The 22,681-nt window shown below is 35.3% G+C and carries 27 protein-coding genes and 1 riboswitch; of the genes, 23 read left to right on the top strand and 4 right to left on the bottom strand.

The genetic code is table 11. The annotated features are described in order from the left end of the window. Positions 1 to 48: 48 nt before the first annotated feature. The 3 genes from NTHER_RS06360 to NTHER_RS15195 all read right to left on the bottom strand — a co-directional run bounded on the left by NTHER_RS06360 (position 49) and on the right by NTHER_RS15195 (position 3,036). A complete protein-coding gene (locus tag NTHER_RS06360) occupies positions 49 to 1,062 on the bottom strand; it encodes a polyprenyl synthetase family protein (protein ID WP_012447712.1) in 1,014 nt (337 codons plus the stop codon). Between the two features lie 224 nt (positions 1,063 to 1,286). Beyond that, positions 1,287 to 1,766 carry a COG2426 family protein gene (locus NTHER_RS06365; RefSeq protein ID WP_012447713.1) on the bottom strand — a complete coding sequence of 160 codons (480 nt, stop codon included), beginning with the start codon at positions 1,764 to 1,766 and terminating at the stop codon, positions 1,287 to 1,289. A 157-nt stretch (positions 1,767 to 1,923) separates the two neighbouring features. Further along, complete coding sequence (locus NTHER_RS15195; RefSeq protein WP_012447714.1) at positions 1,924 to 3,036, bottom strand: hypothetical protein; 1,113 nt, start codon at positions 3,034 to 3,036, stop codon at positions 1,924 to 1,926. A 222-nt stretch (positions 3,037 to 3,258) separates the two neighbouring features. Here NTHER_RS15195 and NTHER_RS06375 point away from each other — a divergent pair, with 222 nt between their 5' ends. From NTHER_RS06375 to NTHER_RS06435, 13 genes are all read left to right on the top strand, one after another. Next, positions 3,259 to 4,527: an FAD-dependent oxidoreductase gene (locus NTHER_RS06375; protein ID WP_012447715.1), complete on the top strand. Its 1,269-nt coding sequence runs from the start codon at positions 3,259 to 3,261 to the stop codon at positions 4,525 to 4,527. A 224-nt stretch (positions 4,528 to 4,751) separates the two neighbouring features. Further along, on the top strand, positions 4,752 to 5,489 hold the full coding sequence (locus NTHER_RS06380) for a class I SAM-dependent methyltransferase (protein ID WP_012447716.1): 738 nt from the start codon (positions 4,752 to 4,754) through the stop codon (positions 5,487 to 5,489). Between the two features lie 114 nt (positions 5,490 to 5,603). After that, positions 5,604 to 5,933: a rubredoxin-like domain-containing protein gene (locus tag NTHER_RS06385; protein ID WP_012447717.1), complete on the top strand. Its 330-nt coding sequence runs from the start codon at positions 5,604 to 5,606 to the stop codon at positions 5,931 to 5,933. A 134-nt stretch (positions 5,934 to 6,067) separates the two neighbouring features. Further along, positions 6,068 to 6,349 carry a DUF503 domain-containing protein gene (locus tag NTHER_RS06390; RefSeq protein ID WP_012447718.1) on the top strand — a complete coding sequence of 94 codons (282 nt, stop codon included), beginning with the start codon at positions 6,068 to 6,070 and terminating at the stop codon, positions 6,347 to 6,349. 110 nt (positions 6,350 to 6,459) lie between these two features. Beyond that, on the top strand, positions 6,460 to 6,663 hold the full coding sequence (locus NTHER_RS06395; protein WP_012447719.1) for an alpha/beta-type small acid-soluble spore protein: 204 nt from the start codon (positions 6,460 to 6,462) through the stop codon (positions 6,661 to 6,663). A 69-nt stretch (positions 6,664 to 6,732) separates the two neighbouring features. Then, the gene (locus tag NTHER_RS06400) at positions 6,733 to 7,440 is read left to right on the top strand and encodes a cytochrome c biogenesis CcdA family protein (protein ID WP_012447720.1); all 708 of its coding nucleotides are present in this window, start codon (positions 6,733 to 6,735) and stop codon (positions 7,438 to 7,440) included. Positions 7,441 to 7,456: 16 nt separating this feature from the next. Further along, positions 7,457 to 8,044: a TlpA family protein disulfide reductase gene (locus tag NTHER_RS06405; RefSeq protein WP_012447721.1), complete on the top strand. Its 588-nt coding sequence runs from the start codon at positions 7,457 to 7,459 to the stop codon at positions 8,042 to 8,044. A gap of 31 nt (positions 8,045 to 8,075) precedes the next feature. Further along, positions 8,076 to 8,693: a molybdenum cofactor guanylyltransferase gene (gene mobA / locus NTHER_RS06410; protein WP_012447722.1), complete on the top strand. Its 618-nt coding sequence runs from the start codon at positions 8,076 to 8,078 to the stop codon at positions 8,691 to 8,693. Beyond that, positions 8,686 to 8,802, top strand: a riboswitch (molybdenum cofactor riboswitch). (Overlaps the previous gene by 8 nt.) Before the next feature lie 37 nt (positions 8,803 to 8,839). Further along, positions 8,840 to 9,850 (top strand): GTP 3',8-cyclase MoaA, encoded by a 1,011-nt coding sequence (gene moaA, locus NTHER_RS06415; protein WP_012447723.1) that lies wholly within the window; start codon positions 8,840 to 8,842, stop codon positions 9,848 to 9,850. Then, positions 9,840 to 10,304, top strand: coding sequence for an MOSC domain-containing protein (locus NTHER_RS06420; RefSeq protein WP_012447724.1), 465 nt, complete (start codon positions 9,840 to 9,842; stop codon positions 10,302 to 10,304). The genes moaA and NTHER_RS06420 overlap by 11 nt, the downstream gene beginning before the upstream one ends. A gap of 41 nt (positions 10,305 to 10,345) precedes the next feature. Next, complete coding sequence (gene mobB, locus NTHER_RS06425) at positions 10,346 to 10,867, top strand: molybdopterin-guanine dinucleotide biosynthesis protein B (RefSeq protein ID WP_012447725.1); 522 nt, start codon at positions 10,346 to 10,348, stop codon at positions 10,865 to 10,867. 25 nt (positions 10,868 to 10,892) lie between these two features. After that, positions 10,893 to 11,831 carry a methylmalonyl Co-A mutase-associated GTPase MeaB gene (gene meaB, locus NTHER_RS06430; RefSeq protein ID WP_012447726.1) on the top strand — a complete coding sequence of 313 codons (939 nt, stop codon included), beginning with the start codon at positions 10,893 to 10,895 and terminating at the stop codon, positions 11,829 to 11,831. A 5-nt stretch (positions 11,832 to 11,836) separates the two neighbouring features. Next, the gene (locus tag NTHER_RS06435; protein WP_012447727.1) at positions 11,837 to 12,292 is read left to right on the top strand and encodes a SoxR reducing system RseC family protein; all 456 of its coding nucleotides are present in this window, start codon (positions 11,837 to 11,839) and stop codon (positions 12,290 to 12,292) included. Positions 12,293 to 12,300: 8 nt separating this feature from the next. On the opposite strand, the gene NTHER_RS06440 is transcribed toward NTHER_RS06435, so the two are convergent. Then, positions 12,301 to 13,155 carry a DMT family transporter gene (locus NTHER_RS06440; protein WP_012447728.1) on the bottom strand — a complete coding sequence of 285 codons (855 nt, stop codon included), beginning with the start codon at positions 13,153 to 13,155 and terminating at the stop codon, positions 12,301 to 12,303. A 248-nt stretch (positions 13,156 to 13,403) separates the two neighbouring features. Between NTHER_RS06440 and NTHER_RS06445 the strand changes: the two genes are divergently transcribed. The 10 genes from NTHER_RS06445 to aroC all read left to right on the top strand — a co-directional run bounded on the left by NTHER_RS06445 (position 13,404) and on the right by aroC (position 22,675). Then, entirely contained in the window at positions 13,404 to 13,670 is a 267-nt protein-coding gene (locus NTHER_RS06445) for a metal-sensitive transcriptional regulator (protein ID WP_012447729.1), read from the top strand. 133 nt (positions 13,671 to 13,803) lie between these two features. Next, positions 13,804 to 14,964 (top strand): LL-diaminopimelate aminotransferase, encoded by a 1,161-nt coding sequence (locus tag NTHER_RS06450; RefSeq protein WP_012447730.1) that lies wholly within the window; start codon positions 13,804 to 13,806, stop codon positions 14,962 to 14,964. 18 nt (positions 14,965 to 14,982) lie between these two features. After that, positions 14,983 to 15,990: an aspartate-semialdehyde dehydrogenase gene (locus NTHER_RS06455; RefSeq protein WP_012447731.1), complete on the top strand. Its 1,008-nt coding sequence runs from the start codon at positions 14,983 to 14,985 to the stop codon at positions 15,988 to 15,990. 126 nt (positions 15,991 to 16,116) lie between these two features. After that, positions 16,117 to 17,751, top strand: a complete 1,635-nt coding sequence (bshC, locus tag NTHER_RS06460) for a bacillithiol biosynthesis cysteine-adding enzyme BshC (protein WP_012447732.1) — start codon at positions 16,117 to 16,119, stop codon at positions 17,749 to 17,751. A gap of 74 nt (positions 17,752 to 17,825) precedes the next feature. Next, complete coding sequence (gene bshB1 / locus NTHER_RS06465) at positions 17,826 to 18,539, top strand: bacillithiol biosynthesis deacetylase BshB1 (protein WP_012447733.1); 714 nt, start codon at positions 17,826 to 17,828, stop codon at positions 18,537 to 18,539. Between the two features lie 2 nt (positions 18,540 to 18,541). Continuing rightward, positions 18,542 to 19,678 (top strand): N-acetyl-alpha-D-glucosaminyl L-malate synthase BshA, encoded by a 1,137-nt coding sequence (gene bshA, locus NTHER_RS06470; protein WP_012447734.1) that lies wholly within the window; start codon positions 18,542 to 18,544, stop codon positions 19,676 to 19,678. A 4-nt stretch (positions 19,679 to 19,682) separates the two neighbouring features. Next, positions 19,683 to 20,117: an RrF2 family transcriptional regulator gene (locus NTHER_RS06475; protein WP_012447735.1), complete on the top strand. Its 435-nt coding sequence runs from the start codon at positions 19,683 to 19,685 to the stop codon at positions 20,115 to 20,117. A 71-nt stretch (positions 20,118 to 20,188) separates the two neighbouring features. Next, on the top strand, positions 20,189 to 20,689 hold the full coding sequence (locus NTHER_RS06480) for a methylated-DNA--[protein]-cysteine S-methyltransferase (RefSeq protein ID WP_012447736.1): 501 nt from the start codon (positions 20,189 to 20,191) through the stop codon (positions 20,687 to 20,689). A gap of 2 nt (positions 20,690 to 20,691) precedes the next feature. Further along, positions 20,692 to 21,444 carry a prolipoprotein diacylglyceryl transferase gene (gene lgt / locus NTHER_RS06485; protein WP_012447737.1) on the top strand — a complete coding sequence of 251 codons (753 nt, stop codon included), beginning with the start codon at positions 20,692 to 20,694 and terminating at the stop codon, positions 21,442 to 21,444. Between the two features lie 4 nt (positions 21,445 to 21,448). Continuing rightward, on the top strand, positions 21,449 to 22,675 hold the full coding sequence (aroC, locus tag NTHER_RS06490; protein WP_012447738.1) for a chorismate synthase: 1,227 nt from the start codon (positions 21,449 to 21,451) through the stop codon (positions 22,673 to 22,675). Positions 22,676 to 22,681: the final 6 nt, after the last annotated feature.

A 22,681-nucleotide genomic window follows, 5' to 3' on the forward strand; every position in this document is an offset into this window, starting at 1 on the left:
ATACTCTTTACATTTTCAAAATACAACTTAATACAGCCATTTACAATTTCAGATTTCGGCGGTGACTGATTGTAGTTTGTTTACACGCTGTAAAAGTTGACTTTTCATAGAAAACAAGACATCGAGCTCACTGTACTCTCCACTAATTTGTGTTAAATATTGATTAGCTAAATTCAACTCATGTTCAGCAATTCTGAGGGCTTCAGTAATACATCTGTTATTATTAAGGTCTCGCACAAGGAGACTAAACTGGTTTGGGGTCGGACCTGCCTGCCAAAATTCTTCTAGCTCTTGCCCTGTCAACTCATTCTTTTCCATTAATAAAATTACGGGTAAAGTAATAATGCCTTCAGTAAGGTCTTTCCCTCGTGGTTTTTCGCTAGAACCCATGGGTACAGTATAATCCATTACATCATCGATGATTTGGTAAGCTCTACCCAAATGAAGTCCATAATTTTTTAAAGCTGCTGCCGATTTACAAGACTTTCCATTCCCTGAACTTAAGATAGCACCGGACTCACAACAAGCTGCAAGTAGTGCAGCTGTTTTATATTCAATCACTTTAAAATAAATTTCTCTAGAAATACCACTTTTAAAGGCGTTATTTAACTGAATAAGCTCTCCTTGACACATTTTACTGATGGCATCGGTAAATAGAGCCATAATTTTGGGAGAATCAATCATAGCAAGAATTGAAAAAGCCTTTGAAAATAAATAATCACCAACTAGCACGGCTGATTTATTACCCCAGTAATAATTTACAGTTTGTTTCCCCCGTCGATAGTCAGAATTATCTATGATATCATCGTGGACCAAAGAAGCTAGGTGAATCAACTCAGAAGCCATGGCAGTTTTCAATACCCTATCTTTATCAACTTGATGAATATTGGCTGATAAATATACAAGGACGGGTCGAAAAAGCTTTCCTTGTCTTGATAAAAGATGATTAATGATAGATTGAACTTCTGTATCTCCATCGTTAAGCAATGTTTCTTGTAAGTTTTGGAGTATTAGAGACTTAAAATTGGCGATTTGGGGATTGTTGTTATCGATAGATTTCACAATTTATCACTCCAAGTTTAAAATTTATACTTAATCCTAGTATTAGCAATAATTGGTCATTTTATCTAAACTGAGTTAATTCTAATATTACTCAGACAATAATTTTATACAATGTCTAAATAAAAGCGCTTTATTATTTCGTTGTTGATAATGTGGATTTTACAGTTATCAACATGCAATAACTTTGTACATCAAATAAAAAACCCGACCATAGTCTGGTCGGGTTAATCTAAGAAAGTTAAAAATGAAATTGTTGTTTGAGAAATTAATAGAACAATTAAACCAGCAGTTAGTACTCCTGTACTTATTATCCAAAATGAATCTTTTTTGGGTATTTGAAAAATATAAGAAGCCAGGCAAGCTGTCCATGCTCCGGTAGTAGGAAAGGGGATTGCTACAAAAAAGAATAACACGTATTTTCCATACTTTAAATACCTATCTCTACGTGCTAGGACTCTGTCAATAGATTTTTCGTAAATTAATCGAATTCCGGGTAAAGAACGAAAGAATGGATCAAGCAAGTTTAATATCACGATTAAAGGTAAGATTATAGCTATATTACCTAGTGCACTAAATATAAATGCCTGAATAGGATGAAATCCTAGAGAAATTCCTAAAGGAATTCCCCCTCTAATTTCCACTACAGGTAGCATTGAAAAGACGATAACTTTCAATACATCAATTAAATAATTAAGATCTAACATGACAAGACCCTCGCGTTTTATTTATTGTATTTGTATTTACGGTGATTCAAAAGTTATTACAATTACTTGGATAATCACTTGTAAAATTCTAGCTAAATTTTCCCTTAATATCATAGCTTTGTCAACCTAAATAGTAAAATTGCACAAAGATTACAATTTACTGGTTTAACTCTGTTAGTAAGTAGTCTTCAATTTCATTTACATAATCAAAATTTTGAGCATTTATATATATTGATTCTAGATCTTGCCTGATTTCAATCATCTCTTCCAATTTTTCAAGGGCTTTATCAATTAATTGCTGATACTGATTAAGACTGTACTGCCTTTCTGCAGACAAATATGAAGGTAAATCAACTGAATTTCTAAGGTTAAGAGTTTCAAAATTGATGTTATTATTTTGTTCATTTTCTGGGAATTTGTGATATTGATTGGACCTAAAACACCCTACACCATAGTCTGGAAGGTAAATGCAGTCAATTTGTTCTGGATTAAGTCCACACAAAAAAACAGTGATTCGATGATTTTGCTTCTGAAGTTCTTTTAAAACATTTTTAAACAGGAGATCAGTTTCTGGATAATAATCATCATTAACAGCAATCAGATGAGAAGCATTGGCAAGTATATTGGGTAGAAAATTTATATAACCCTGAGGAGTCAAAGCACTGGCAAATAAATATCGGCTTTTTCCTGGCAAGTTGTTGTGAACATACGGATCTGACAGTTTGTTTCGGTGAGAATTTAAGCTAGATACAATGAAACTTTCTAACTCATGTAGAAACTTATTACTTAGCTTAAAACCGTAGATCGTTTTGAGTCTCGATCTAGTGGTATTGGCCTGTTTTAGATAATTGTAGCTGACAGAAAATAATTTTTTTACTTGATTTTGGATTGATTTGATTGTTTTTTTATTTATTTTCAAATTTGATTTGTTCAAATTTTTACCTAGATCAATTATTTCCTCTACAGCACCAGGTGAACGTGGGTCAATTACGTGAGGAAAAGTACCATCAATTACTGCTTTGTTTTTTTTGGGCAACATTATTCCGTCAAGGGAATTGCTATCAGAAGCACAATAAATTTGCTCTACGGCATATGCACGTTCAGTGAATTTTTTAGCTAAATTTTTCATTAAAGTTGATTTACCGGTACCTGGACCTCCTTTAAAAATATAAATCCTATCCGGATTTTCTAAAATATAATCAAATAGTGAATAAAATCCTTGGCTGGTATTTCCACCGGCAAAGTAATAGGGAATGATCTTAGTATTCATAATTAACCTCCTTTCCCCAGCTGATACCCCTCAAAGATTCGATTTTAGCTCCTTATAAGAATAAAACAAGCTATACGGGGTATTTTAAATGATACAGGATGATTCCTGAGCTATATCAAACCTGATTTATTATATTTCAAATGAAAGTTATTGTGAAAAACTCAAGAATCCTTTGTTTGATAGGATGTGTATTATGTGTATTGATTTCAGGAGGGTAATGAATTGACTAAAGTAATAATCTCGGGGGGAGGTTGGGCCGGTTGTGCTGCAGCTATTGCAGCTCTAAAACAAGGTGCAGAAGTGAGTATTCTGGAAAGAACGGATATGTTATTGGGTTCCGGTCTAGTCGGAGGGATTATGAGAAATAACGGTAGGTATACTGCTGCAGAAGAAGCTATTAATATGGGTGGAGGAGATTTATTTAAACTCATAGATGAGACAACCAGACATAAAAATGTAGATTTTCCCGGACACCAACATGCTAGTCTTTATGATATAGCCAGTATAGAACCAGTAATCAGGGATTTTTTAGTCCAAAATGGTGTCCAACTACATTTAAATGTTACTGCTAGAGATGTAAATCTCAAAGAAGATAAAATTGAATCTTTAATAACTGGTCATGGAGAAGTCCAAGGAGATGTGTTTATAGACACTACAGGCACAGCAGGACCTATGAAAAATTGCATTAAATATGGAAATGGCTGTGCTCAATGCATCTACAGATGCAGTAGCTTTGGAGAGCGAGTAAGTATCACTGCTCAAGCAGGTATACAAGAAATAACAGGTAAAAATTCCGATGGCACTCAAGGGGCTATGAGTGGATCTTGTAAGCTATTGAAAGATTCATTAAGTGAAGACATAGTGCATCAATTAGATAGCACAGGTACTGCTATAGTATCGATTCCACAAGAACTTTTAGAAAGTGATGACTTTACAAAGAAAAAAGCTTGTCAGCAATATGCTTTAAAGGAATACTATGACAATATTATTCTTTTGGATACAGGTCATGCCAAATTGATGACTCCATTTTTTCCTATTGAATATTTAAGGAAGATTCCTGGTTTTGAGAAAGCCAGATTTGAAGATCCTTATGCTGGAGGAGTAGGCAATTCCATTAGATATATGGCTTTAGCTCCCAGAGATAATTACTTAAATGTTCAAGGAATTAAAAATTTATTTTGTGCTGGAGAGAAATCGGGTTTACTAGTAGGTCATACAGAAGCGATTATAACAGGTACCCTGGCCGGTTTTAATGCTGTACGTTATGGGTTAGATGATGAACTAATTGAAATTCCCCGTTCTACTATGTGTGGCGAAGCTATTGCTTATGTAGGTGAGCAAATGACTACTGAAGAAGGTAGAGCTATCAAGTATACTTTTTCGGGTTCAGTATTATTTGATTACTTAAATCAATGGGGATACTATACCACCGATCACGAAATCATTGAAGATAGAATCGAACAAGCAGGTTTTAAGGATATTTTCAAATAAGCAGTATTAAAGTTGAATGTTGGTATGTAAATTTTCAATTTCAACAACTAAATATTACATAGCCTTCGAATAAGAAAAATGATCCCTGGAGAATTAGCAATCTTATAAAGTAAAGTAACTTATCAAGCGTGGTGAAATATATTAAAACCACGCTTTTTTTGTATTTAGATATTTTATCTGCTATACTAAAAAATACCAATTAAACTGGCCAAAGGAGGAACAGAATGAGCTTATACCAGCAGTTATCTTTATATTACGATGAACTGTTTCCAGTCAAAATGAACAAAGTTCATTGGATCTGGGATAAACTAGGACTACAAAAGAAGGATAAAATCTTAGATCTGGGCTGTGGTACAGGGGATTATGTGCTATCATTTGCCAAGCAGGACATTTATTCTTACGGGATTGATAACGATCATGGCATGATAGATATGGCTATTAATAAAATTCAAAAAAATGAAATTACAGGGGCTCATGTAGCAGTAGGAGATATGTTACAAGATTATCCCTTTAATGAAAAATTTAATGGGATTTTTTGTATCGGAAACACTTTGCCCCATGTTAACAGCTTTGAAGATGTTTATCAGTGTTTACAAATAGCATATAATTATTTAAATCCAAAAGGTCGGCTGCTAGTTCAGACTGTGAACTTTGATCAGGATGGGGCTGATTCAAAAGAATTTCCAGTATTAACTGCCAGAAAAGGGCAGGTGAAATTTTACCGTCAATATCGCCCTCATAATGAGAGAGAAGATAAAGTATTATTTGAAACTTTGTTACAAATCACGGATAATCATGAAAACTACCAAGATGAGACCGAACTGCTAATACTAACTAAAGATAAATTAACTTCAATGCTTGAAAGAGCAGGTTTTCAAGTAAAAAACAGCTATTGCGGCTTTGAAGAACAGATCTGGAATCAAAATTGTTCAAGCACAGTAATTCTGGCCGAAAAAATGTAATTTATAGCTACATAGAATTCATTCCCAAAAATAGAATAATAAAGCAGGAATTTATAAATCAAAGTCGAATATTAATAATAGTAATTTTTATTTCTGAAAAAGAGGTGAAAGATAATGTGGAAATGTGAAGTTTGTAATTTAATTCTTGATGTAGAAGAAGCACCGGAAAAATGTCCGAGATGCGGTGCACCCAAGGAAAAATTCATGGAACTAACTGGAGAGTCCCAGGAAAAAGTCGAAAAATCAAGGGAAACAAATGCTTTATTAATGGAACTTTGTGAACTAATGGAACAGGCTGAGAATATTTCAGAAGAGGGGATAGAAATTAATCTTGACCCCGGTTGCCTTGCCTTGTTTAAACAGGCCAAAGAACAGGCTAATGTTCTCAAGCAGTCATCAAAGGCGGAAATTGAAGTTCATGTTGGAAAAGGAAAATGGGGATAAATTACTAGGAAAAAGGCGGCCTTGTGAAAAGGTTCGCCTTTTTTCCTTTATGGAAATATTTAAAAATTATTTTCAATTTCTGGGGGTAACTATAAAATATTAGCAAGGTAAAAAATATATAATGAGGTGATACAATGGAGGTAGGAATTCTAGAGATTGACATCAGTATAGGTGGAATTAGGTCTTTGAAAGAAAAACGGAAAATTTTAAAGAGCACTATCACCAGACTTAAAAACAAATTTAATTTGTCAGTGGCAGAAGTTGGTTATCATGATAAATGGCAGCGGGCGACTTTAGGTGTAGCGGCTGTCAGTACTGATAAAAGATATTTAGATAAAATTTTACAAAAGTCCATTGATATGTTAGAAAAAGAAGGACATTTTGAACTTATAGATTACCAAATGTATTTTTGGTAAAATAAATATTTAGTGTAAAAATGTGAAATAAGAATTAAGTCCTAAAACCTATGTTATAATAATAGTACCCGATATTAATCCTGCTAATATGGGAGGGTAGATATATTATAATGGTTACCCAAAAGGATGAAAAATTAGATGAAGGAAGATTAAATGAAATAAAAGATTATTTTAAATGGAAGACAGCAATTGAAATGGGTTTAGGAGGGAAAGTTCTGAAACATGGTTGGGCAAACCTAACTGCCGAGGAGTCAGGTAAGATAGGTGGTATAGTATCTAAAAAAATTAAAAAATACTATTCTAAAAAACATTAAGGTTAAAATACTCCTAGATTGATTATGGCGAAAAAATCAACAAGTATAGAAGGGAGAGGAGTATTACTCATGATAGAGACCGTATCAATTTCTATAGCCTTTGCAGCCGGATTATTATTTTTCTTTAGTCCATGCGTATGGCCTATGTATCCGGCTTATATATCATATATTGCGGGTTCTTCAATTGGAGACGTAAAAGACGGGTTAAATAAAACGAAAGTTATGGTAAATGCACTGGGCTTTGTAGCTGGATTTACTTTGGTGTTTGTTCTGCTTGGGGCAACGGCTACGGGGATAGGTGAATTTTTAGATGAACGACAGAACTATTTTCGAGTTGGTGCTGGTATTTTAATCATCTTATTCGGGCTACAATTGGGTGGTTTTTATAGATTACCCTTTCTTAATAAAGAAAAAAAGATCAATTTTATACCACAAAACCCAGGCTTTTTTTCATCGGCTGTTTTTGGAACAACTTTTGCTTTTGCATGGAGTCCTTGTACTACTGCTATTTTATTTTCAATACTCTTATACGCAAGTCAATCAGATACGGTTTATCAGGGAATGGTATTACTAGCGATCTTTTCCATGGGTTTTTCCATTCCATTCTTATTACTTGCTTATTTTATGCGATTACTTCATCCACGCTTGAGCAAGTTTAGTAAATATTTGCCTTTGTTAAATAAAATTGGCGGTAGCTTATTAATAGTTATTGGATTTTTAGTCCTTTTTGATAAGTTTGCAGATATTAGTTTATGGCTGTTTAACTTGGTTAATTAAAGGGGGGAGTATCAAAATGTTCTTAAAAAAATCATTATTGATAATTCTGCTATTAGTTCTGATGACTGGCTCTTTCCTTTTGTCGGGATGTAATCCAGATATATTGCTAGATGATGAAAAGGAGGCCAAGGAAGAAGAGGAGAAGGAAACTAATGATTTTGAATTTGAAGGAACTGACGATGATCTTGACGAAGTAGAGTTTGAGGTTTCTTCTCATACTCTCCAAAATTTAGATGGGGATGAAGTAACAGTACCGGATGATTTGGAGGATATAGTCTTAATTAAATTTTGGCAAAGTACTTGTCCTTTGTGTTTAGAGGAGATGGACGCAACTCAGAAGTTACATGATCAAGTAAAAGAAGACGATGATATGGGAATATATACCATCAATGTTATGGAAGATCCTGACGAAATTACTTCATTTATGGAAAACGAGGGTTATAAATTCCCTGTTCTTTTTGATTCAGATGGTGACATGACGGAAGACTACCAGGTCGTGGGCTTTCCTGTTCAATATCTTGTTAATCAAGACCAAGAAGTTTTGTTTGTTAAACCAGGACCTATGACTTTCGAAGAAATGGAAAGCTTACTTCAACAGAAGTAAACTACAATTTTAAATTTGCGAGGTAGTCAATATGACTGATAATGTTTCTGCAGTGATTTTAGCGGGTGGCGCAAGTCGTAGAATGGGAACAGACAAAAGTATGTTAAAATTAAAAGGGAAAAAAATGATTGAAATTGTAATTGAATCTATCTCAGATATTTTTGATGAGCTTGTAATAGTTTCAAATTCACCTGAAAAGTTTGATTACAAAAATAATGATTTCAAAGTTGTCAGCGATAAATTAACTCATTTAAAAAGAAGTTCTTTGAGAGGAATTTACACTGGTCTTACAGAAATAAGTAATGAGTATGGATTTATTTTTGCAGGGGACATGCCTTTTATAAGTCCTGAGCTCATAAAAGCAATGATTTCTGAAATGAGGAAGGATAAATGGGACATTATCATACCCGTTATTTCAGGACATTATGAACCACTATTTGCTGTCTATCATAAAAACTGTCACTATACCATGAAGCAGCAATTGCTTCATGAGAACTTTAAAATCACTGATTCTTTAAAAGAGTTTAAGGTCCTAGAACTGACAGACAATTATTGTGTGCAATATGATGAATATCTTGCCTCTTTTTTTAACATCAACACACCTGAAGATTTAGAACAGGCTAGGAAATATTTAGGCAAAACTGAATAATTTTCTCCGAGCTGCTCTCCCTAAGGGGTCGCCTATGGGGTTCAGCCGTTAGGAAAAAGGGGAAACCCTTTTTCCCCCCGTGCTTGGAAAGGAGAACTGCATCAACTGTTTCCAAGCAGTTGATGTTTATTTATGGAGGGAATAAAATGACAAATGAATTAGACAAAAATCTAGACATGTACGGAAGACGGATTGACTATTTAAGAATTTCGGTCACTGATAGGTGTAATCTGCGCTGCTTTTATTGCATGCCAACTAGTGGTGTAGAGAAAATGTCTCACCCCCAAATTTTGAACTTTGAAGATATTGAAAGAATAGTAACAGCGGCTGCCAATTTAGGAGTATCAAAAATTAGATTTACGGGGGGCGAACCCCTTGTGCGTAAGGATTTTTCTAAACTAGTTAATACCATATCAAGAATACCAGGAATAGAGGATCTGTCATTGACTACTAATGGGGTCTTGTTGGCCCAACAAGGTGAACAGCTCCTAGAAGCTGGAATAAATCGAGTTAATATCAGTTTAGATACCTTAGATAATACTAAATTTTCTCAAATTACTAGGGGAGGAACTCTGGCTCAAGTCTTAAAAGGCAAAGAAACTGCTCGGAATTTGGGTTTAACCCCTTTAAAACTAAATGTTGTGGTTATTAAAGGAATGAATGATGATGAAATTGCTGATTTTGCCAGGTTAACAATGAATGAGGATATTGAGGTACGTTTTATTGAATACATGCCCATGAGTGATGGTGAAAATTGGAAAAAATCCTATCTACCAATTACAGATATTAAAGAAAAATGTAGTCAAGTTGGCAAATTGTTACCTGTGGAAACGGCAAAAGGAAATGGGCCTGCCAAGTACTATAGACTTGAACATGGTGTAGGTAAAATAGGGTTTATTTCCGCTGTAAGTGAGCACTTTTGTGGAGATTGTAATCGTCTTAGGCTTACTTCCGATGGAAAAATTAAAACATGCTTATTTTCCGATGAAGAATTGGACTTAAGAGTAGCTTTAAAATCTAATTATGATATAGAGAGATTGTTACTTAAAGCTATATTAGCAAAACCTAGCCAGCATAATCTTTCGACCATTCATTCAGAGGATATGCTGACAAATGATTTAAATAGAAAGAGAGGGATGAGTCAAATTGGAGGCTAATAAAAATAATCAAACAAGAAGGGCTGAGGTAGTAGCTGTTTGCAAGAGTGGACAAACAGGTGAACGAAAGTCAGTAGTTGATGAAGGGAAACTTATTGAAGGATATGGCTTAGAAGGAGATGCTCACGGAGGAGATTGGCACCGACAGGTAAGCTTATTGGCTCAAGAAAGTATTGATAAAATGAAAGCTCAAGGATTGCAAGTTTCTCCAGGAGACTTTGCGGAAAATATAACCACAAAAAATCTTGATTTGATTGCATTGCCTATAGGCACTCGTTTTACCATTGGTGACACTGTGGAGCTGACAGTAACTCAAATAGGAAAAGAATGCCATGATCGCTGTGCCATTTATCAGCAAGCTGGGGATTGTGTCATGCCTCGAGAAGGAATTTTTGCTAAAATAGAAAAAGGTGGCAAAATAAAACCAGGTGACCAAATACGTGTACTGACTTAAATTTAAATATTGTCAAAAGATAAAGGGGGCATTGAAGTTACATGAAGCCACCAGTGATTTCTATAGCGGGGAAGTCAAAAAATGGTAAAACTACTCTAATTTGTAATCTGGTGACAAAACTAAAAGAAAAAGGGTATCAGGTAGCAACAATCAAGCATGATGTCCATGGATTTGATATTGACAAACCAGGTAAGGATACTTGGAAGCACGGGGAAGCTGGAGCGGATACTGTAGTAATTTCATCTCCTTATAAAATGGCAATGATTGAGCAATTAAACCAGGAAAGATCAATTGAACAAATACAAGAAAAAATTGGCGATGGTGTTGATATTGTTTTAACTGAAGGTTATAAAAGGGGACCAAAACCTAAAATAGAAGTGATAAGGGATAAAGGAGATAATATTCCGCTATGTAGTAACGAGGATAACTTATATGCCCTTGCCTGTGAAAACTTACAAGAGGTAAAGAAAATGCTGCCAGAGAATTTAAGAAACATTTCGGTATTTTCGTGGGATGATTATGATGGAATCATTAATTTTATTGAAGAAAGTTTAGTTCTATAAACTGTAAACTTATAGGGGGTTGCAGATGGAAGTCACTGAGTTAACTTGGAAAAATCCTAGGGCAATAGCCAAAGCCCTGACTATAGTTGAAAACAATGATGAGCAAGTTACAAGTTTAATGGATCAGGTGTATCCTAAAACTGGAACATCCCATATCATTGGTATTACAGGAGCACCTGGAGCGGGTAAAAGCTCACTGGTCAGTTCTTTAATAAAACAGTTCCGAGGTCGGGATTTAAAAGTAGGAATAATAGCAGTGGATCCCTCAAGTCCTTTCAGTGGAGGAGCGATCCTTGGAGATCGTGTTAGAATGCAGGATCACTCCCTAGACAAAGGGGTGTACATTAGAAGTATGGCCAGCAGAGGTAGTTTAGGTGGAGTTAGTGTTTCTACTAGGGAAGCAGTGGCAATTTTAGATGCCTCTGGTTTTGATATAATAATTATTGAAACAGTTGGTGTAGGACAGAGTGAAGTTGAAGTAATTCAAATAGCAGATACGGTATCTGTTGTTTTAACTCCTAACTCAGGTGATAGTATACAAACTATGAAAGCTGGTATTATGGAAGTTGGCGATATTTTTGTAATTAACAAATTAGATCTCCCAGGTGCTGATAAGATTTTACGAGAAATTGAAAGTATGTTAGATTTTCATTATCATGATGATACTGAACGACCTGAAATAGTGTCTACATCTGCTGTATCGGGACAGGGTATTAATGAATTGGCAAATGTTTTTATAGATCATAAAAACTTGCTTAAGGATACTGGAAGATGGGAAGAGCTAAGAAATGAAAGAGCACAAAAACAAGTCTTGGAACTCATTCGTCAAGACCTGGGGAGAAAATTAGAACTTCTAATGGAAAGGCATCAGGGTGAAGATTCAATCATGGAGCAGGTGAAAACACAACAAATCAGTCCTCATAGAGCTGCTATTAAACTAGTGAATGAAGTTATGGGGGGGTAATTTTTATGTCGAATCAAAGTGAAAATGAAAACCAAGTGGGAAAAGTAATTGAGCGCAAGGATAATTATGTAACAGTGGAAATAGAGCGTCATTCAGCATGTAAAAACTGTGGTGCCTGCGACTTTGGGATGAGCGGTAACAAAACCTCTGAATTGGAGCTTGAAAACACTGTAAACGCTGAGGTCGGTGACGAGGTAGTTGTAGATATGGAAGGAAAAGATATTGTACTGGCTTCTTTTTTAATATATCTTTTTCCATTATTTTCATTGGTTTTGGGATTATTTCTAGGGAATATGGTTGCAGCAGAAATTAATGGTGATGAGAACTTAATTGGCTTGGCCTTTGGTATATTGTTTATGGGTTTTTCCTATACAGGGCTAAAAATGTACGATAATAAAGTGAAAACATCTCAGCCACAAAAATTCAAGCCAAAAATACTCAAAAAATTAACTACGAACTAAAGCTGTAATTAAGACGACTGGGATTTGTAAACAATAACTATAATTCCAGCTAGAGAAATTAATGCACCTATAATAGTTTGAATTGTTGGTATTTCTGATAGAAATACGATACCAAGTAAAATTCCTCCGGTTACCTCTTGAGTTGCTATAATACTTGGATAAAAACTTCTGATTTGTCTTAAGGAAGCATTGTATATAGTGTGTCCTAGGGCTGTAGGAAATAGTGCCAGGCCTATTAAGGCGCTAATTTCCTTAAAGCTAAAGGCAACTTGAAAGTCTGCAGCTGCCGCAGGAAGTAATACTAATGATGATATAAAATATAGCCAAAAGGTATAAGGTAACAAAGGACCTCGATTTTTTTCCCGGCGACCTATTAAAGAGTAGATTGCCAAACATAGAGCGGATACAAAAGCCATGACATTTCCTAAGATAATTGTAGAATCAACATAAGGTTGAAAACCTAACAATATCCCCAAACCCAATAAAGCCAAAATTGTTCCTATAGCTTCACTCATGGTGGGTTTATGACCTTTATAAACCTCGTATAAATAAACATAAACGGGAGCTGTGTGTATAATGACTAGGCTATGGGCAATTGAAGTATAGTATAGAGACCAGATATAAAATAGAAAGTGGAAAGCGGTAATTACTCCATAGATGAGATATCGGAGTTTAAAACTTTCTGATATAAGTAATTTTGTTCCAGACTTTAAGAAGATAGCTATAAATAAGCTGCCACCAAACATGCGGGCAAAAGCGACTTGACTGGGAGAAAGTTCGGTGGCTAACCGTGTGAAAATTGGGCTGGTAGAGAAAAACAAAGTTGCAATAATAGCTAAAATAATTCCTTTATTTATATTCATAATATAACCTCGCTTATTTTTTATTAGTTGTATTAAAGTTGAATTGATATCTGTAAAATTTAAATCCGTTTCAGTTTAACTGAAACTTTTCACAGTATCAATAACTAAATATCAGAGATTCTGATATTAATAAAGAAATTTTTAGATTAGATTATATTATACTATCTTAAATTATTCTAGTTTAGATATTTCAATACCTTTAATAAAATAAGTGTCCAAATGGTGATTAAATATAAGGGGAGGATTTTATGGTAAGTGATAAAAAGGATTTGCAGTTAAGGGTAAAAACAGTGATTGGTCATATGAAGGGAATTGAAAAAATGATTGATGAGGACAAGTACTGTATTGATATCATTAACCAAATCTCTGCAGTTCAATCTTCCCTTCGTAAAATTAGTGATCAAATCTTGGAACAGCACCTACATTCCTGTGTTAAAGGAGCTATTAAAAGAGGAAATGAAGAGGAAGAGGTTTTGGAGGAATTAATGCAAGTTTTTAAACATCGTGATGACTAAAAGTAAAATTAAGAGTCTTGGTTTAAGGAGAATCGGTTAATAGCCGATTCTTTTTTTTATTATGTAATTAATAGAGAACAAAATTAATACATATCTATAAGAAAATCCTCGTATTGCTAAAGGAGGTTTTTAATTGCAATCGGCCCACCGCTTAAATAATTTGCCACCTTATTTATTTGCTGATCTCGATAAAATGGTCCAAAAAGAACAGGCCAAAGGTAAAGAGATAATCAAATTGGGAATTGGTGATCCTGGCATGAAACCACCTGAAGGAATAATTAAAGCAGCTACTCAGGAAATGTATAAGGGTGAAAATCATGGTTATCCAGCCTATGATGGTATTGATAAATTAAAACATGCTATAAAAGAATACTATCAAAGCAGGTTTGGAGTTGAATTGAATCCTGATCGGGAAATCCTAACTTTAATTGGCTCTAAAGAGGGTATCGCTAATATTTCACAAGCCATCTTAAACCCGGGAGACATTAATTTTATCCCCGATCCTTCTTATCCTGTCTATAAAAATGGAACTATTCTGGCTGGTGGTACACCTCATTCTATGCCATTAAAGCAGGATAATGGTTTTATTCCGGAATTAGAAAGTATTCCCCAGTCCCGATTAAGTAAAGGTAAAATTGTTTTTATGAATTATCCTAACAACCCTACTTCGGCTGTAGCCAGCAAAGATTTCTACAGTCATGCTGTGAAATTCTGTCAAAAAAATAAGTTATTATTGTGTAATGATGCTGCCTATAGTGAAATTGCATTTGATGATTATCAACCTCAGAGTCTATTATCAGTACCTGGTGCCAAAGAAGTAGCCATCGAATTTAATTCCCTATCTAAAACCTTTAATATGACCGGTTGGCGTGTAGGTTTTGTTGTAGGTAATGAAAAGGCAATTTCTGCATTAGCTAAGTACAAAACCAATGTAGATTCTGGAGTGTTCACACCATTGCAGTTAGCTGCTACCCATGCTTTGGAAAATAGACATGAATACATTCCGGATATATTGAAGGCATACAAAGAACGAAGAGACTTGGTTATTGAATTTTTGGAAGAAGCAGGTTTTCATGTCTATCACCCCAAAGCCACTTTTTATGTTTGGGCACAAGTACCTGGCAATCAAGATTCTTTCAATTTCACTAAATCTTTACTTACCAAGACTGGTGTGGTAGTTACCCCAGGTATTGGATTTGGAAAACACGGTGAGGGGTATTTTAGAATTGCCCTGACGGTGACAAAGGACAGACTAAAAACAGCTATGGAAAAAATATGTGAGTATTTTTCTTAATTAAAGGGGAGAGGATAATTGTCTTTTAAATTAGGCGTTGTAGGTGCTACCGGTTTAGTTGGTGGCAAGATCTTGGAAGTTCTTGAAGAACGGAATATTACCCCTCAAGAATTGTATCTTTTGACAACAAAAAAGTCTGCTGGTTTGCCCCTGTACTTTAAAGGCACAAAAATATTTACCAGAGAAATAGATGTGGAGCTATTTTCGAAACTAGACTATATACTGTTTGCTGTAGGTGGAGACGTTAGTGAGGAATTCGCTCCAAAAGCAGTCCAGGCTGGGGCAACTGTTATCGATAACAGTTCACGTTTCAGAATGGCTCCCCATGTACCATTAGTGGTTCCTGAAGTCAATCCCGAAACAGCTAAGGAGCATCAAGGAATTATTGCAAACCCAAACTGTTCAACTATCCAGTTGGTGGTACCTCTCAAATATATAGACGATGAATTTGGTGTTAAAAGGGTGATTGTTAGTACGTATCAAGCCGTGTCGGGTTCAGGCAAAGCAGCCATGAAAGAATTGAGAAAAAACGCCGCATTGCAGTTGGCAGGCTATTACGAAGATACTGAGAGAAAGGCATATCCCAAGAATATTGAGTTTAACTGTCTACCTCATGTAGATGACTTTACTGAATCAGGTTTGACAAAAGAAGAACTAAAAATGATTAACGAAACTCGCAAAATTATTTCACCGAATATCAAAATATCACCTACTTGTGTTAGAGTTCCTGTAGTAAATGGTCATAGTGAAGCAGTTACTATTGAAACTGAAGAAAATAATATCAACCCAGAAAAGGTGAGAGAGGTGTTAAAAACAGGGGCAGGAATTGTAGTTAACGATAATTTAGGTGAAAATGATTATCCAACTGCTATAGATTGTGACGATTCTGATCAAATTTATGTAGGACGGATTAGAAAAGATCCTACATTAACCAATGGAATCAATTTATGGATTGTAGCAGATAATCTTCGAAAAGGGGCTGCTACTAATGCAGTACAAATCTTAGAATATTTATTGCAAACTTGATATTATTAGTAGGGCTGCATTTTTGCAGCCCTTTTTTTGACTAAACCCTTGATATTTGCTAGCAATTATTATTAAATGAAAGGGAGAAAATAATTAGCTTAGTTCATGAAATGAGGGGTGATCTATTTGTTTCAAAATGAAGTGACATTTAATGAGGATATGGGATCGCAAGTTTACTTGGATTATCTTTATAATTTTGATCCTTTAAAGGACTTCTTTGAATTATCCCCATGGCAAGAAAGTTCTTTTGAGAAGCAAGCTAAGAAATTACAAGAAAGAGAGGCCAACCGAAGAACATTTCGAAATCAATTAACCTTAGGATTACACAATTACCATAAAAAATTTACAGATAATCCTAAAGTTTACAATACAATAGAATTACTTAATGATCCAGAAACAATGACAGTGGTGACAGGTCAACAACCAGGGATCATGACAGGCCCGTTGTTCGCCATCTACAAAATAATTACAGCGATTAAACTTTCAAAAAAACTGTCTAAAAATCTAGATGCCAATGTTATTCCTATTTTTTGGATCTGCTCTGATGACCATGACTTTCAAGAGGTCAACTGGCTAAAAACCGTTGATCACAAAGGTGAGCAACTACTATACGAGATACATGATGATAAAGAAGGTTTTTCTATCGGTGACCGGGATATCAAACATAAAAGTCAAGATTTACTTGATAAGTTAGCTCAACAATTGCAAGACAGCCCTTATTATGATAAATGGATGACACTATTCAGTAAAACTTTGGAACAGTCCAAAACTCTAGCCGATTGGACTGCTGCCATAATTTTAGAATTGTTTGGCAACGAAGGTGTACTAGTAATAGATCCTATGAAGCCAGTATTTCGGCAACTGAGCAAGCCGATTTTTTCAAAGGCATTGGATTTGGGAGAAGGACTTCATAATAGTATAGACTCACAAACTGAAAAGTTAAATAATCGGGGTTATTCAGGACAAGTCGATCTAAGAGTAAATCACTCGGGCTTATTTTATTATTATCAAGGTATTAGATCCCCCTTAACTGTAGAGGGAGATCAATTTTTACTAGCTAACTTAGGTATTGAGAAATCGAAAGAGGATTTGGTTCGAGAGCTTGAATCTGATCCAGCTAAGTTCAGCCCTAATGTTACTCTTTGGCCTGTGTTACAAGATTTTTTATTGCCATCACTGGCTTATGTAGCGGGACCAGGTGAGATTAGCTACTTTGCTCAACTAAAACAAATTTATGAACAATTTGAAATTGGAATGCCTGTAATTTATCCTAGAGAAAGCTATTTGTTATTAGAATCAGATGTGAAAAGCATATTAGAAAAGTACCAGATCGGTCCAGAAAACATCTTTTATGACTGGCCTACCACTAGAAAACGAGTTTTTCGGGAACTAGCTCCCATTAATACAGAAAAAGTTCTTAATGATACTTGTCGTACTATCAAGGAAGAGCATGAAAAATTTATTCAAGAGTTATCAAGACTAGATGAAAAGATTTACGATTTTGAAGAAAAGAATTTCCATTTGATATATAGACAGTTATATTATTTGAAAGAAAAGGGAGACCAATATTTTCGACGTCAACAATTACAAGCTCAGAGAGATCTGGATTACTCAAAGATAAAAATCTATCCTCTGGATAAATTACAAGAAAGAGAGTATAATATTGGGGAATTTTTGTGTAAATATGACAGTTCTGTATTAAAAAAACTGTTAAAGACACCCCTCAACCCTCAAAAAATATCAGTGGTTGACTTAGAATGATCAAAGATCAAGATATTAACTTTTGGTAATGGAATTAAGTATAAAAAAGATGGTAGGTAGGAGAGTGATTAATTATGAATTCATTAGATCTATTAGTAATTGCACCTCACCCTGATGATGCAGAATTGGGGGTTGGTGGCACTATAGCTCTTCATACTTCGAAAGGCTATCAAGTTGGAATATGTGATCTCACTCAAGGAGAAATGGGAACTAATGGCACTATAGAAATAAGGAGACAAGAATCTCAAAATGCTGCTGAAATTTTGGGGGTAGCAGTGCGAGAAAATTTAAAAATACCTGATGGATTTATTCGAACTACTGAGGAAAACCTCAAAAAAACAGTTTCTTTAATTAGAAAGTACCGTCCAGAAACTATTATTACAATTTATTCAGAAGATGACCATCCAGACCATATACACGCTTCTCAATTAGTTAGAGAAGCAGCTCATTTATCTGGTTTATATAAATATCCAGGGAAAGGGGAGCCTTTTAGGCCCAGTAATTTATATTTTTTCTTAGCTGCTAGACCCAAAAACCCTGATCTAGTGGTTGATATAACTTCTGTACATAAAACGAAAATAGATAGTATTTTAGCTCATAAATCACAACTGGGCTTGGATGAGTATGCCCAAGGTCGTGATACTAGACTAACTCACCCTTCATTTTTAGAAAGGATTAAAGCTAGAGATCGTTACATGGGCCATTTAGGCAGATGTGAATTGGGTGAAGGTTTAATTTGTGATCGAATTCCACGAATTAATGACCTGTTAAGTATTGGGGGTGCTTAATAATGAAGATAGGTATTGTTTGCTATCCTACCCATGGGGGTAGTGGAGTGGTAGCTACAGAACTGGGGAAACAACTGGCAAAGCGAGGTCATGAAATTCATTTTTTTTCATATCAAGTACCATTCCGACTTGATAAATATTATACCAATATTTTTTTCCATGAAGTTCAAGTACCCACATATCCTGTATTAAAATATCCTCCTTACTCTTTTTCCCTTGTCAGTAAAATTGCTGAGGTGAGCAAAAAAGAAGGTTTAGATATAATTCATGTTCATTATGCGGTACCTCACTCAGTCTGTGGTAATCTCGCTAGAGATATGCTCAAAAGAGAAACCGATCAAGCCCCTGTAGTAGTAACCACTTTACACGGTACTGATATCACTTTGGTAGGAAACCATCCTTCATTTTTTCCCATAACAAAATACAGCATGGAAGACAGTAATTCTCTTACATGTGTTTCAAACAAATTGCAACATGAAACTTATGATATATTTGGAATTGAACAACCGATTTCTACAATATATAATTTTATTGACTATGAGGAATACCGACCAGGAAACAATAATAGGCAAATGAGAAAAGAATTGGCCCCAAATGGTGAAAAAATATTACTGCATATATCTAATTTTAGAGCTGTAAAAAGGGTGGAAGATGTAATTCAAACTTTTGCAAAAGTCCAGGAACAAGTTTCTACAAAGCTGTTAATGGTGGGCGATGGCCCTGATAAAACAAAGGCAGAACAATTGGCAAGAGAACTTGGATTAGAGGACGAAATTATATTTATGGGTAAACAAGATCAGATAAAAAACATTTTAGATATATCGGATTTGTTTATTTTGCCATCTGAACGCGAAAGTTTTGGATTAGTAGCATTAGAGGCTATGGCTTTTCGGATTCCTGTAATAGCAACTCAGGTGGGTGGTATTCCTGAAGTAGTTTCTGAAGGTGAGACAGGTTATCTATTGCCTGTAGGAGATATTGACGGTATGGCCGAAAAAACTTTAAAAATTTTGCTGGATGAATCTTTAAGCACAAGTTTGGGCAATAATGCTAGAAATAGGGTGATTAATAAATTTAGTGTAGAACAAGTTATCCCACAATATGAGCAATTATATCAAAAAACATTAGGGAGGGTGTAAGACCGTGAAAGTATCTACTAGGAGCAAATGGGCTCTGGCATGTAGTCTCTATTATGCTGTTAATTATTCCAAGGAAGTTATTCCATTAAAAACGGTTTCCAAAGCCCTAGGTATTTCAGAAAAATACTTGGAACAATTGTCCATTCCATTAAAAAAGGCCGATATATTAGCAAGTACTAGAGGAACTCAAGGTGGATATAAATTAAAATATCACCCAGAAAAAATCACCGTATATCAAGTGTTGAGTTCTATAGAACCAATTCATTTTGGTGAAGATGCTTCTGATCAAGCGGGCGAAAAGGAATTGTTATCAGTAACCAGTGAATTTTGGGATGAACTTTCTCAAGATTTAATAAAACAACTCAATCAGATCACTTTAGATGATCTCAGGAATAAATATTATCAAAAATCGTCTCAGGGTTTAATGTATTATATTTAGATCTTATGATATAAATCAAGTATTCTTTAATCGGATCAAGTATCCTATAATACTATAGTCGGGGGGAGTTAATGTTTAAAAAGATGCTTTATGAAACTAAATGGGGAACAATCACCTTTGGGCATAATCAGGGCATTGTAAATAGAGTGATTTTACCTGATAAGCAGGAAGAAACAGGTTTAGAAGAGGAACTATCCAGCTATCAAAATCAAAAACTAACAGCTCTAGAAAGAGAACTGAACTTGTATTTTCAAGGAAGACTAGTGAATTTTTCAATTCCAGTTTCTTTGGAAGGTCTACCTACCTTTACTAAACAGGTATTGGAAGTTACTAAAAGGGTCAATTGGGGAGAAGTGTGCACATATGGACAGATAGCTAAAATATTAAATAAACCAGGGGCAAGTAGAGCAGTCGGACAATCTTTAGGAAAAAATCCCTGCCCCCTATTGGTGCCGTGTCACCGAGTTATTGGTAGAAATAATAGCCTGGGAGGTTTTTCGGGTATGATAGAGTTAAAAAAATGGTTTCTGAACCTAGAAGGTGTTAATTTGAAGGTTTTGAAGGAGGTATAAATATGGATCCAGTAGCTTTTGAAATTGGACCGATTTCAGTATACTGGTATGGCATTTTGATTACTTTAGGGATTTTAATCGGCTTGTATTTAGCTATTAGAGAAAGTCAAAGACAGGGATTGGACCCTGACGATTTAATAACTTATCTATTATTTGCCTTGCCTGTTGCTGTTATTGGCTTACGTTTGTACTATGTCATTTTTAGATGGGATTACTTTTCTGTCTATCCGGAACAGATTTTTGCTTTTCGTCAAGGAGGTTTGGCAATTCACGGCGGTATATTTGCTGCTATCTTAGTAGCAATTATCTATTGCCGATACAAAAATATTAATTTTTGGGCCTTGGCTGACGTGACTGCACCTAGTCTGATTCTGGGACAGGCAATTGGTCGCTGGGGAAATTTTATCAACCAAGAAGCTTACGGTTATGAGACTGATTTGCCATGGGCTATTGAAATTAATGGTTCTTATCATCATCCTACTTTTTTTTATGAATCTGGGTGGAACTTACTAGTTTTGGCCTTTTTACTATATTATCGAAAAAAATTCAGACAGGGTCAGGGAGAGATCTTTAGTTTATATTTAATCTTATATTCATTTGGTCGTTTTTGGATAGAGGGATTACGTGTAGACAGTTTGATGTTAGGTCCTTTAAGGGTAGCTCAAGTAGTAAGTGTGATTTTAATTATTGTTGGAGGATATTATTTAATTCGTAATCGTAAAGAAAAAAATCAGGCAGTATATTTGAAGAGGTGAGGACATGAGTCTTAATTTTCTAACAGCAGGTGAATCCCATGGACCAGCATTGGTAGGGATATTAGAAGGATTCTGGTCAAACTTTGAAATTGATGAAAGCAAAATAAATTCAGAACTAGCAAGGCGTCAATCAGGTTATGGTAGGGGAGGTCGCATGAAAATCGAAGGCGATACTGTAAATTTTCTGGGAGGTGTTCGTCAGGGTGTCACTACAGGGGCACCCATAGCTTTTCAAATATTTAACAAAGATTATCAGAATTGGAAAGATGAAATGAATCCGTCAAAAATAGACTCTGAAGAGTCTAGTACAAAACAATCTGAGTCTCAGTCAAAATTTAATACCCAAGTTACAAAACCTAGACCTGGTCACGCTGATTTAGCTGGTGCGTTAAAATATGACCAAAGTGATATTAGAAACATCTTGGAAAGATCTAGTGCCAGGGAAACAGCTATGAGAACGGCAGTGGGGTCCTTGTGTAAACAACTTCTTCAAGACTTAAATATCAAGATTATTAGTCATGTCACTAGAATAGGTAGTATAAGCCTATCTCAAGAGCTAACAGGGGTAACTCATACTAATAATTTCTCTAACATGAAAGAATTAATTTCAAATCTCGAAAGATCACAACTGAATTGTATAGACCCTAAAACAGAGCAGAAGATGATTGAAGAGATAGATTCAACACGTCTCCAAGGAGATACTCTAGGTGGTGAATTTGAAGTTATAGTTGAAAACCTTCCTCCGGGATTGGGAAGCCATGTTCATTATCATCGTAAACTTGATGGTCTGCTAGCAGGAGCATTAATGGGCTTGCAGGGAATAAAAGGAGTAGAGATAGGTGCTGGGTTTCAAACGGCAACACTCCCTGGTTCTCAAATTCATGATGAAATTTTTTATTCCCAGGATAGAGGTTACTATCGAGATCAAAACAATGCCGGTGGTGTAGAGGGTGGTATTTCCAATGGTGAACCTGTGATCGTCAGAGGAGCCATGAAGCCCATACCTACACTATCCAAGCCTTTAAAAAGTGTGGATATTCATACTAAAGAAGCTTTTGATGCCCAAATTGAACGTTCTGATTGTTGTGCTGTCCCTTCGGCAGCTATAGTGGCTGAACATATTATAGCCTATGAACTTGCCAAAGTAGTGAAAGAAAAATTTGGTAGTGATTCAATAGATGAATTGAGACGAAATTATCAAGCTTACTTTGAGTATTTAGATACTAGATAATATAGG

It is taken from the genome of Natranaerobius thermophilus JW/NM-WN-LF (assembly GCF_000020005.1).
Taxonomy (GTDB): Bacteria; Bacillota; Natranaerobiia; order Natranaerobiales; family Natranaerobiaceae; genus Natranaerobius; species Natranaerobius thermophilus.

What these genes read in the sequence shown, in the direction of transcription:
- NTHER_RS06365 (WP_012447713.1), bottom strand. Translation starts at nt 1,766, where the DNA reads ATGTTAGATCTTAATTATTTAATTGATGTATTGAAAGTTATCGTCTTT.
- NTHER_RS15195 (WP_012447714.1), bottom strand. Translation starts at nt 3,036, where the DNA reads ATGAATACTAAGATCATTCCCTATTACTTTGCCGGTGGAAATACCAGC.
- NTHER_RS06380 (WP_012447716.1), top strand. Translation starts at nt 4,752, where the DNA reads ATGAGCTTATACCAGCAGTTATCTTTATATTACGATGAACTGTTTCCA.
- NTHER_RS06385 (WP_012447717.1), top strand. Translation starts at nt 5,604, where the DNA reads ATGTGGAAATGTGAAGTTTGTAATTTAATTCTTGATGTAGAAGAAGCA.
- NTHER_RS06390 (WP_012447718.1), top strand. Translation starts at nt 6,068, where the DNA reads ATGGAGGTAGGAATTCTAGAGATTGACATCAGTATAGGTGGAATTAGG.
- NTHER_RS06395 (WP_012447719.1), top strand. Translation starts at nt 6,460, where the DNA reads ATGGTTACCCAAAAGGATGAAAAATTAGATGAAGGAAGATTAAATGAA.
- NTHER_RS06400 (WP_012447720.1), top strand. Translation starts at nt 6,733, where the DNA reads ATGATAGAGACCGTATCAATTTCTATAGCCTTTGCAGCCGGATTATTA.
- NTHER_RS06405 (WP_012447721.1), top strand. Translation starts at nt 7,457, where the DNA reads ATGTTCTTAAAAAAATCATTATTGATAATTCTGCTATTAGTTCTGATG.
- mobA (WP_012447722.1), top strand. Translation starts at nt 8,076, where the DNA reads ATGACTGATAATGTTTCTGCAGTGATTTTAGCGGGTGGCGCAAGTCGT.
- moaA (WP_012447723.1), top strand. Translation starts at nt 8,840, where the DNA reads ATGACAAATGAATTAGACAAAAATCTAGACATGTACGGAAGACGGATT.
- mobB (WP_012447725.1), top strand. Translation starts at nt 10,346, where the DNA reads ATGAAGCCACCAGTGATTTCTATAGCGGGGAAGTCAAAAAATGGTAAA.
- meaB (WP_012447726.1), top strand. Translation starts at nt 10,893, where the DNA reads ATGGAAGTCACTGAGTTAACTTGGAAAAATCCTAGGGCAATAGCCAAA.
- NTHER_RS06435 (WP_012447727.1), top strand. Translation starts at nt 11,837, where the DNA reads ATGTCGAATCAAAGTGAAAATGAAAACCAAGTGGGAAAAGTAATTGAG.
- NTHER_RS06440 (WP_012447728.1), bottom strand. Translation starts at nt 13,155, where the DNA reads ATGAATATAAATAAAGGAATTATTTTAGCTATTATTGCAACTTTGTTT.
- NTHER_RS06445 (WP_012447729.1), top strand. Translation starts at nt 13,404, where the DNA reads ATGGTAAGTGATAAAAAGGATTTGCAGTTAAGGGTAAAAACAGTGATT.
- bshB1 (WP_012447733.1), top strand. Translation starts at nt 17,826, where the DNA reads ATGAATTCATTAGATCTATTAGTAATTGCACCTCACCCTGATGATGCA.
- bshA (WP_012447734.1), top strand. Translation starts at nt 18,542, where the DNA reads ATGAAGATAGGTATTGTTTGCTATCCTACCCATGGGGGTAGTGGAGTG.
- NTHER_RS06480 (WP_012447736.1), top strand. Translation starts at nt 20,189, where the DNA reads ATGTTTAAAAAGATGCTTTATGAAACTAAATGGGGAACAATCACCTTT.
- lgt (WP_012447737.1), top strand. Translation starts at nt 20,692, where the DNA reads ATGGATCCAGTAGCTTTTGAAATTGGACCGATTTCAGTATACTGGTAT.
- aroC (WP_012447738.1), top strand. Translation starts at nt 21,449, where the DNA reads ATGAGTCTTAATTTTCTAACAGCAGGTGAATCCCATGGACCAGCATTG.